We start from the raw sequence: 6,949 nt of genomic DNA on the forward strand, positions 1-6,949 counted from the left end.
ACCGACGCATAGTCCCCCTTGCCATCCGGCCGAGGCAATTCCTCGCGCATCGCCATAATCACCCTGTCGCCTTCGGCGACCATCGCAACCAAGGGCGGGCTGACCAGTTCAGGCACCGCCTCAAGCCGCGGCACAGCGGAAAAGATCTGTTTGAAGGCGTCACGCCCGGTAGGGAGTACAGGGCTGTGCTGGATGTAGCCCTCGGCAAGCAACTCGTCGGCCAGCTCGATATGACCGGCATTGACGATCCCGCGCCACATGTCGAACACCAGCCGCTTGTTGGCAGCAAGTTGCGGATCCCCATCGTCCAGCAATGACAGGGGGTCCGAATGCACCAAGATGTCCTTCGCCACCGTCTCGAAAGTTGCTCCCGGAGCCTGCGAATCCCCTGCGGAACTCGCGCAGGAGGCAACCAGGAGGCACACCACAAGCAAGCGCCAAGGAATCGTTCCCAGCATCCTGTCTCCCCCAGAGCGAGCGGCCATTGTGCTATTTCCGGCACTCCTGAAAATAGTGCCCTGAATCGCCCCAGGAAGTTGCCCATGGACCAGGGGTTCTCCCGTGCATGCAATTGTGAGCACTATTTTGCCGCTTGCCACACTCGTTCAATCCATTGCGAAGACGGGCGAACCTGCCCGGTACCAGTCAATCAGCGGAGGGAAGGCATGAAAATTGCGCGGACGACATTGAGGCTGTTCACCCTGGCGACATTGATGGCCGGCGGTCTTGCCGCATCGCTGCCGCTGCAGGCGCAAAACGGTCCTCCGCCGCGCAGCGTGGACGGCCCGCCGCGATTCCCGATGACCATTCCCGCCGACCCGCGGGTCGAAGAGCGCACTTATGTGCTCGCCGCCACCGGCGAGGAGATGCGTTACAACGTGTTCGTTTCGAGCAAGGTCGATCCCGAGAATCCTGCGCCCCTGATTGTCGCGCTTCACGGCATGGGCGGCGACGCCAATTTTATCGTCCGCGACCGGCTGGTCGATCTCGCCGAAGAGAATGGCTACGTCGTGGTTGGGCCGATGGGCTACAACGAGGTGGGCTGGTACGGCTCGCCCGTCATTGCGTTCGGACCCAATGGGGTCGAGCCGGCGAACCTGGCCGAATTGAGCGAACTCGATGTGCTCAATGTTGCCGCTATTGCGACCAGCGAATTCAACATCGATCCCAATCGGACCTATCTGCTCGGCCATTCGATGGGAGGCGCGGGCACTTTCTATCTCGGCCAGAAGCACGCCGACCGCTGGGCAGCGATCGCGTCGATCGCGCCTGCGGCCTTCATGATGCAGCCAACCCAGGAGAAGATCCTTGCACCGTTGAAAGACGCTGGTGTGCCGGTCATGCTCACCGAAGGTGCTGAAGACAATGTCGTTCCTCCCGATACCGTGCGCACCTGGGCGGCGGCGATGGAAAAGTTGGAGATGAAGCACGAATACCACGAAATGGAGGGGCTCGATCACGGCACGATCATCGGGGCATCGATGCCTGAGATCTTTCGCTTTTTCGCAGAGAACGTCCGCACGCCCCCGCCAACTCCAATGCCGCCGCGCAGACCTGAGCCACCGCAGTGAATTGACTCGGTCAGTTGCAACGCAAGAGAACGATTCTTCGAGCCTGCCAGTAGTTGACCGCTGATCGTGGATGGTTACGTTCCGCAGTCCATTCGGGCTGATACGACAGCAACATATTGGAAAGGGGTAATAATGTTCGCACCACGACGCCTGGCGAGCTGCCTGGCTGCACTTGTGCTCGCCGCGGGCGCCATTGCCGCCTCTGCGCAGAACGACAAGATGACTGCGATTGCCATTCCGGACCAGCCTGACGCGATCCCTCTCGGTACCGGACCCCTGCCTGGCGCCACCGCATCTGAAAGCTGGCACAGCCAATATGGCAGCCCGTTCGCGCGCAATGTCACCGAAGCCAGCTTGACGCCCTTCCTGCCCGATCCGGCGAAAGCAAGTGGCGCCGCGGTAATCGTCGCCCCGGGCGGCGGCTTCCAGACCTTGTCGATGGAGAACGAAGGCTGGCATGTCGCCCAGGCGCTGGCTGCGCAGGGTGTCGCTGCCTTCGTGCTCAAATACCGGCTCAACCAGACGCCGCCCGATCTTGAGGAATTTGCCAGGCCGCGCCAACCGGCAGAAGGGCCGCCGCCGCGACTGGGCACGCTGTCCGCCGGACAGGCGGCGGCCGGCATGAAGCCCCAGCTCGACGATGCGCGAGCGGCCTTTGCCCTTGTCCGTGCCCGGGCCGACGAGTGGGGAATCGATCCTGATCGCATCGGCATGATCGGCTTTTCCGCCGGTGCGATGCTGACCATGGCCACCGAACTTGCGGTGGAGGAAGCCGACCCTGCCTTCCTTGGCGACATCTACGGACCCATGGCGGAGGTGGACGTGGCCGCCGACGCCCCGCCGCTGTTCGTTGCGCTGGCGGCGGACGATCCGCTGTTCGGCGATGCCGGCTTCGGAATCATTCAGAGCTGGCGCGATGCCGGCAGGCCGGTCGAGTTCCACCTCTATGAGCAAGGCGGCCACGGCTTCGGCATGTACAACAAGACGACCACCAGCACCGGCTGGTTCTCTGCCTTCGCCAGCTGGCTCAAGATGCACGGCTTCCTCGACCGCAAGGACTAGCCGCGACGCAACTCGAGGCCAGGGGACCAGCCAAGGACGCGTTTGCAGATATCAAATGGCGGTGTGGGCAGTCTGCGGGCAAATTGTCTCTGCGCCGCCATGCTGGCTTTGGGCAACCCATCCTGCGCCATGGCTTGCCCAATCAGGATCAACCCCGGAGGGTCGCCCGGCGCTATCCGTGCCGCGAGCGGCAGCAGGTCGAGCCGGGTCGCAATCCGGCGCATCCTGTCCTCGATCAGTTTCGCCGGGACCAGCGGCGCGGCCTTCTTGCCCATATAGACCGCCAGCGTCGGCCCAGGATCGGCGAGGCTCGTCCAGTCGAGATCGAATTCCTCGCCTGCGTGGGCATGGACTCAAATGGCAAGCTTCCTTTGGCCACTGCCGTCGCCACCCCCTGAGGCTTCAAGCCGGATCACGCTGCTAAACTCGTGTAGCGGAAGCGAAGCGAGTGCGGTTGCGATCGGAAATTGTGTCGGCATTTCCTCCCACGTGGCCGGGCGAAAGCCGAATGTGCCCGATCCCTTGGCGATTGACCGGACAAGCGGAGGCGGACCCTCGAGTTCGTTGATCGTCAGATAACGGGCGTCGGGCGAGAGGGGGCTCCCGGTTGCAGGAACATACTTTTCGAAGACCATCGGAAGCGGCGGTGGCGATCCATTCGTAGACAAGACCTCGAAGCCGGCCGCCTCCAATTCGAAGAAGCGGTGGCCATCCCATGATGCCAGGCAATGCCAGGAATCGAAGCCTGCGGACGACACGTCTATATCGGCATAGATCTTTGACCAGCCCAGCTCTTCACGGCCGGTAATGATCGGATCGGCCATGTTTTCCCAGACGACCGGTACGAAATATCCCGAATGCGCGGCACCGCTCTCCTCCCAGCATGCCGGAATGCGGACCATGAGGATGTCGTATCCGCGGCCGGCAAGCCAGCCGATCTTGCGGAAGCAAGTCACGCTCACTTCAAGCCGGGCTTCACCTGTGAGCGAAATCCCTTCAGGCAGGAACCGCACCAGCAGGTCTGCATCCGTACGCGCAGAAATCGTGAACGAAATCAGTTCCTTTTCGTAGCGGCGACGACGCTGGTTGGCGGGAAGGTTTCGCGGGCCAGGTGCTGGCCCGAAAGCGAGCGGCATGCGATACTTCGGCTCAAGCTCATCGCCTGAAGCCGGCATTGCTCAAATGGCCTCGCCGCGACGGACCACGATCTGGTCGATCGCGCCGAAGGGTGCGCTCCCGTCCTCGGCGCGCGCCTCCATGCGAACCCGGTCATCGAATGCCAGGAAGGAGGTTTCCGGCTTGCCCTTGGCGATGATTTCGATTGCACGTCGCTCCGAAATGCAACTTGAGCCCACGTCGGCGTAATTGGAGTTCGCGACGGTACCCGAGCCGATGATCGTGCCCGCTACCAGATCGCGCGTGGTTGCGGCGTGGGCGACCAGTTCGTGAAAACCGAACGCCATTTCGCGGCCATTGGCGGCGCCAAAACGCTTTCCGTTCCAGTCGATTTCAAGGTCGAGGCAGACGCGCCCGTCGCGCCACGCATCGCCCAGCTCGTCGGGCGTCACTGCGAATGGCGCCATCGAGCAGGCGGGCTTGGCCTGGACCCAGCCGAAGCCGGTATTCATCTCCTCGACCGCCAGCGCGCGCAGCGACCAGTCGTTGATCTGGACGACCAGCTTGATGTGCTTCAACGCCTCGCCGGCGCCCGTTCCCATCGGGACAGCATCGACAATCACGCCGAACTCGCCCTCGAAATCGATCCCGAGCGCTTCGTCGGGGAACGGCACATCCTCACGCGGGCCGAGGAAGCGGTCCGACATGCCCTGGTACATCAGCGGCCTGGCATGCTCGATCTTCTCGTGGCCGAAGGCGACCTGCATCAGGTCGGCATGGGCCTGGAAAGCCGATCCGTCGAGCCATTGCCAGGCGCGCGGCATGGGAGCGAGGAGGTTCGCGAGGGGCAGCAATTCACCGTCTTCGGGATTGATCGCCCGCAAGTCCGGCTCGGCCTCGCCCCAGTGTTCAAGGGCAAGCCTGAGACAAGTCCATCTGCCACCGACCGGCCGGCACCTTGCGCCGTCCGCCGATACGACGATCAGCTCTCCATCGGGAGTACCGTTGGGGCGAGTGGCAAGTCTCACGAAAGGCCTTCCGCAAACTCACCGTCGATCAGGATGAAGGCAATCCGGCAATTCTTGCCCGAGCGGTTGGCCCAGCCGTGGTTCGTTCCTTGCTGAATGACGATGTCGCCCGCGCGGACCACGGTCTCGCCGATGTCGAGGATGAGGGTTACCTCCCCTTCCAGCACGATGCCGTAGTCCACTGTTTCGGTCCGGTGCATGAAGGCATGCCGCGCGTGCGCGTCCTTGAACGACGACGCGTCGCCTGCACCGATCATCGCGAAATGGGCCTTGGCTTCCTCTGGGCTGATTGTTTCCATCCGGTCGTCTTCGGGCGGGATGTCGAGCACCCGGATACGCGTGCCGTTTTTCGGCGGGGCAAGGACGATGCGCTCCTCCGCTGGCTCGCGGCCATTGGCAGTGATCCTGACCGGCGTTTCGCGCGTGTTCCACACTTCGTAGAACCAAGGTCCGATTTCCTCGCCGATCTTGGCGACACGCGGCGGCGGCCCGTCTTCCAGGAAGATGGCATTACCTTCGGCGTCGTGTCCTGTGACAATCCGGCGAAACGGTGCAATCGGCATATGGGGGATCCTCTATCAATCCAGGGGGACGGCAAGACCGGCCACTTCGAGTTCGGAAAGTGCGGCTGCCTCGCGAGCGAGCGTGCGCCGGACGGACGGCCGTTCGCGCATCCGTTCATGATGCGCGGCGATGTTTGGGAATTGGTCTTCGGGAAAGCCCGCGCCGGTAATCCGGAACCACACCCAGAACAGGTAGGCATCGAGCAGAGACCACGCCTCGCCCAGCACCCAGGGCTGCTTGCCGAGGTCGTCCTCAAGACACCGCAACTGGAATGCCATCGCCTCGCCTGCCAGCTCGCGCACCCGCGCCGGGCCGCCTTCGAGGTCGCAAAGGAACCGGGGCATACGGATGCGGGTAACGAGCGGGTGAAGATCGGCGGAAAACCAGGCGAGTTGCGCCTGGACGCTCGCATCGCCGAGCGGGTCGCCGGTCAAGGGCAGCAGCTTCGCTTCGGGAAATTTCCTGGCGAGGAATTGCAGGATGGCGCTGTTCTGCGTGAGCACTGCATCGTCAAATTCGAGCACCGGAACCTTGCCCGCCGGGTTCTTGGCCAGGAAATCGGGCCTGCGGTGGCCGCCCGCCATGAACGCCACCAGCCGAGTTTCGAACGGCTCGCCAATCTCCTCGAGCGCGATCAACGGCACACGCGCGCAAGTCCCTGGAGCGAAGTGGAGGATCGGCAAAGCGGTCATCGCGCAACCAACAACCGGGTAAGCGTCAGCCAGGTCACGCTTCCGCCGAGAAGGGCGCCGTAGGACAGCTTGATCGCCAGCGCTGGTCCCGTTGCGAGTTCCTGGAGACCGAAAAGCCAAAACAGGGCCGCGAACAGCAATGTTCCTGCCAGACCGGCTGCAGCACCCTTCACGACTGAATTGCCCAGCGATGCGGCGAATGAGGGCGCTGGATCGATGCCGGAAGCAACGGCTTCCTTAGGCAACGCCCTTGCAGCCATTTGAGCCGGAACCAGGCTACCGAAGAAGGAAACAGCAAAACCTTGCGGGAGAAAATCAAAAACGTAATTGCCGAGTCCCCAAACCGGGACTGGCGCGCTTAAACCGAAGACAATGAGGAAGAATCCGACACTGATCACTGCGTTGATCAGGGCGCTGACCAATGTCTCGCGCCGGACATAGCGCAGTCGATTCGCGGTACTGCTCAAGCTGCCTGTCCTCCCAGCGTCTCGGCGAACCAGTCGGCGATATAGTCGCGGCCGAAGGACATGTTGTCCGCCCCGACATGCTCGACCCCGCCCTCGCGTTCGGTGAAGATCTTGAGCTCGCGGCGCGGCGAGTTGACCAGCCGGTCATAGGACTGATGCGCATAATCGACGCTGATCTGGCGGTCCTTCGCGCCGTGGGTGACAAGGAAGGGTACGGAAATCCGCTCCATCACCCCGTCGAGGGTCATTTCGGCCGACCGGCTGAGGAAATCGTCCATGTCGCTCGCGCCGAAGGCCCAGAACACATGCTGCCAGTAATGCGGGACCGGGTTTTCGCCCTCGCGGCGGATACGCCTGTCCTGCACTTCGCGCCAATTATGGTTCGCGCCCCAGACTGCCCCGCTGGCAAAGCGCGGCTCGAAGGCGACCGCGCGCGGGGCGAAATGCCC

10 protein-coding genes are annotated in these 6,949 nt (G+C 62.9%); 2 read left to right on the forward strand and 8 right to left on the reverse strand.

Annotated elements, in window-relative coordinates; all coding sequences use genetic code 11:
- A partial coding sequence (locus AC16XC_RS06830) for a nuclear transport factor 2 family protein (protein ID WP_484033900.1) occupies window positions 1-335 on the reverse strand: 335 nt, incomplete at its 3' end.
- 330 nt (window positions 336-665) lie between these two features.
- On the opposite strand from AC16XC_RS06830, the gene AC16XC_RS06835 reads away from it, so the two are divergent.
- Together AC16XC_RS06835 and AC16XC_RS06840 are read left to right on the forward strand one after the other, a co-directional pair.
- The gene (locus AC16XC_RS06835; protein ID WP_484033901.1) at window positions 666-1,571 is read left to right on the forward strand and encodes a carboxylesterase family protein; all 906 of its coding nucleotides are present in this window, start codon (window positions 666-668) and stop codon (window positions 1,569-1,571) included.
- Between the two features lie 132 nt (window positions 1,572-1,703).
- On the forward strand, window positions 1,704-2,633 hold the full coding sequence (locus tag AC16XC_RS06840) for an alpha/beta hydrolase (protein WP_484033902.1): 930 nt from the start codon (window positions 1,704-1,706) through the stop codon (window positions 2,631-2,633).
- Here AC16XC_RS06840 and AC16XC_RS06845 read toward each other — a convergent pair.
- From AC16XC_RS06845 to AC16XC_RS06875, 7 genes are all read right to left on the reverse strand, one after another.
- Window positions 2,630-2,908 (reverse strand): hypothetical protein, encoded by a 279-nt coding sequence (locus AC16XC_RS06845; RefSeq protein WP_484033903.1) that lies wholly within the window; start codon window positions 2,906-2,908, stop codon window positions 2,630-2,632. The two genes, AC16XC_RS06840 and AC16XC_RS06845, sit on opposite strands and share 4 nt — an antisense overlap.
- A gap of 78 nt (window positions 2,909-2,986) precedes the next feature.
- A complete protein-coding gene (locus tag AC16XC_RS06850) occupies window positions 2,987-3,769 on the reverse strand; it encodes an acetoacetate decarboxylase family protein (protein WP_484033904.1) in 783 nt (260 codons plus the stop codon).
- 42 nt (window positions 3,770-3,811) lie between these two features.
- A complete protein-coding gene (locus AC16XC_RS06855) occupies window positions 3,812-4,777 on the reverse strand; it encodes a fumarylacetoacetate hydrolase family protein (protein ID WP_484033905.1) in 966 nt (321 codons plus the stop codon).
- Entirely contained in the window at window positions 4,774-5,340 is a 567-nt protein-coding gene (locus tag AC16XC_RS06860; RefSeq protein WP_484033906.1) for a cupin domain-containing protein, read from the reverse strand. The genes AC16XC_RS06855 and AC16XC_RS06860 overlap by 4 nt, the downstream gene beginning before the upstream one ends.
- 15 nt (window positions 5,341-5,355) lie before the next feature.
- Window positions 5,356-5,985, reverse strand: coding sequence for a glutathione S-transferase family protein (locus tag AC16XC_RS06865; RefSeq protein WP_484033907.1), 630 nt, complete (start codon window positions 5,983-5,985; stop codon window positions 5,356-5,358).
- A gap of 44 nt (window positions 5,986-6,029) precedes the next feature.
- Window positions 6,030-6,500, reverse strand: a complete 471-nt coding sequence (locus AC16XC_RS06870; protein WP_484033908.1) for a hypothetical protein — start codon at window positions 6,498-6,500, stop codon at window positions 6,030-6,032.
- Window positions 6,497-6,949 (reverse strand): alpha/beta hydrolase family protein (locus AC16XC_RS06875; protein WP_484033909.1); only part of this gene is annotated, 453 nt, incomplete at its 5' end. The genes AC16XC_RS06875 and AC16XC_RS06870, both read right to left, overlap by 4 nt.

It is taken from the genome of Candidatus Andeanibacterium sp. (assembly GCF_057143545.1).

Excerpts from the sequence above, each read along its gene's own strand:
- AC16XC_RS06840 (WP_484033902.1), top strand. The coding sequence starts at position 1,704 with ATGTTCGCACCACGACGCCTGGCGAGCTGCCTGGCTGCACTTGTGCTC.
- AC16XC_RS06835 (WP_484033901.1), top strand. The coding sequence starts at position 666 with ATGAAAATTGCGCGGACGACATTGAGGCTGTTCACCCTGGCGACATTG.
- AC16XC_RS06850 (WP_484033904.1), bottom strand. The coding sequence starts at position 3,769 with ATGCCGCTCGCTTTCGGGCCAGCACCTGGCCCGCGAAACCTTCCCGCC.
- AC16XC_RS06860 (WP_484033906.1), bottom strand. The coding sequence starts at position 5,340 with ATGCCGATTGCACCGTTTCGCCGGATTGTCACAGGACACGACGCCGAA.
- AC16XC_RS06845 (WP_484033903.1), bottom strand. The coding sequence starts at position 2,908 with ATGGGCAAGAAGGCCGCGCCGCTGGTCCCGGCGAAACTGATCGAGGAC.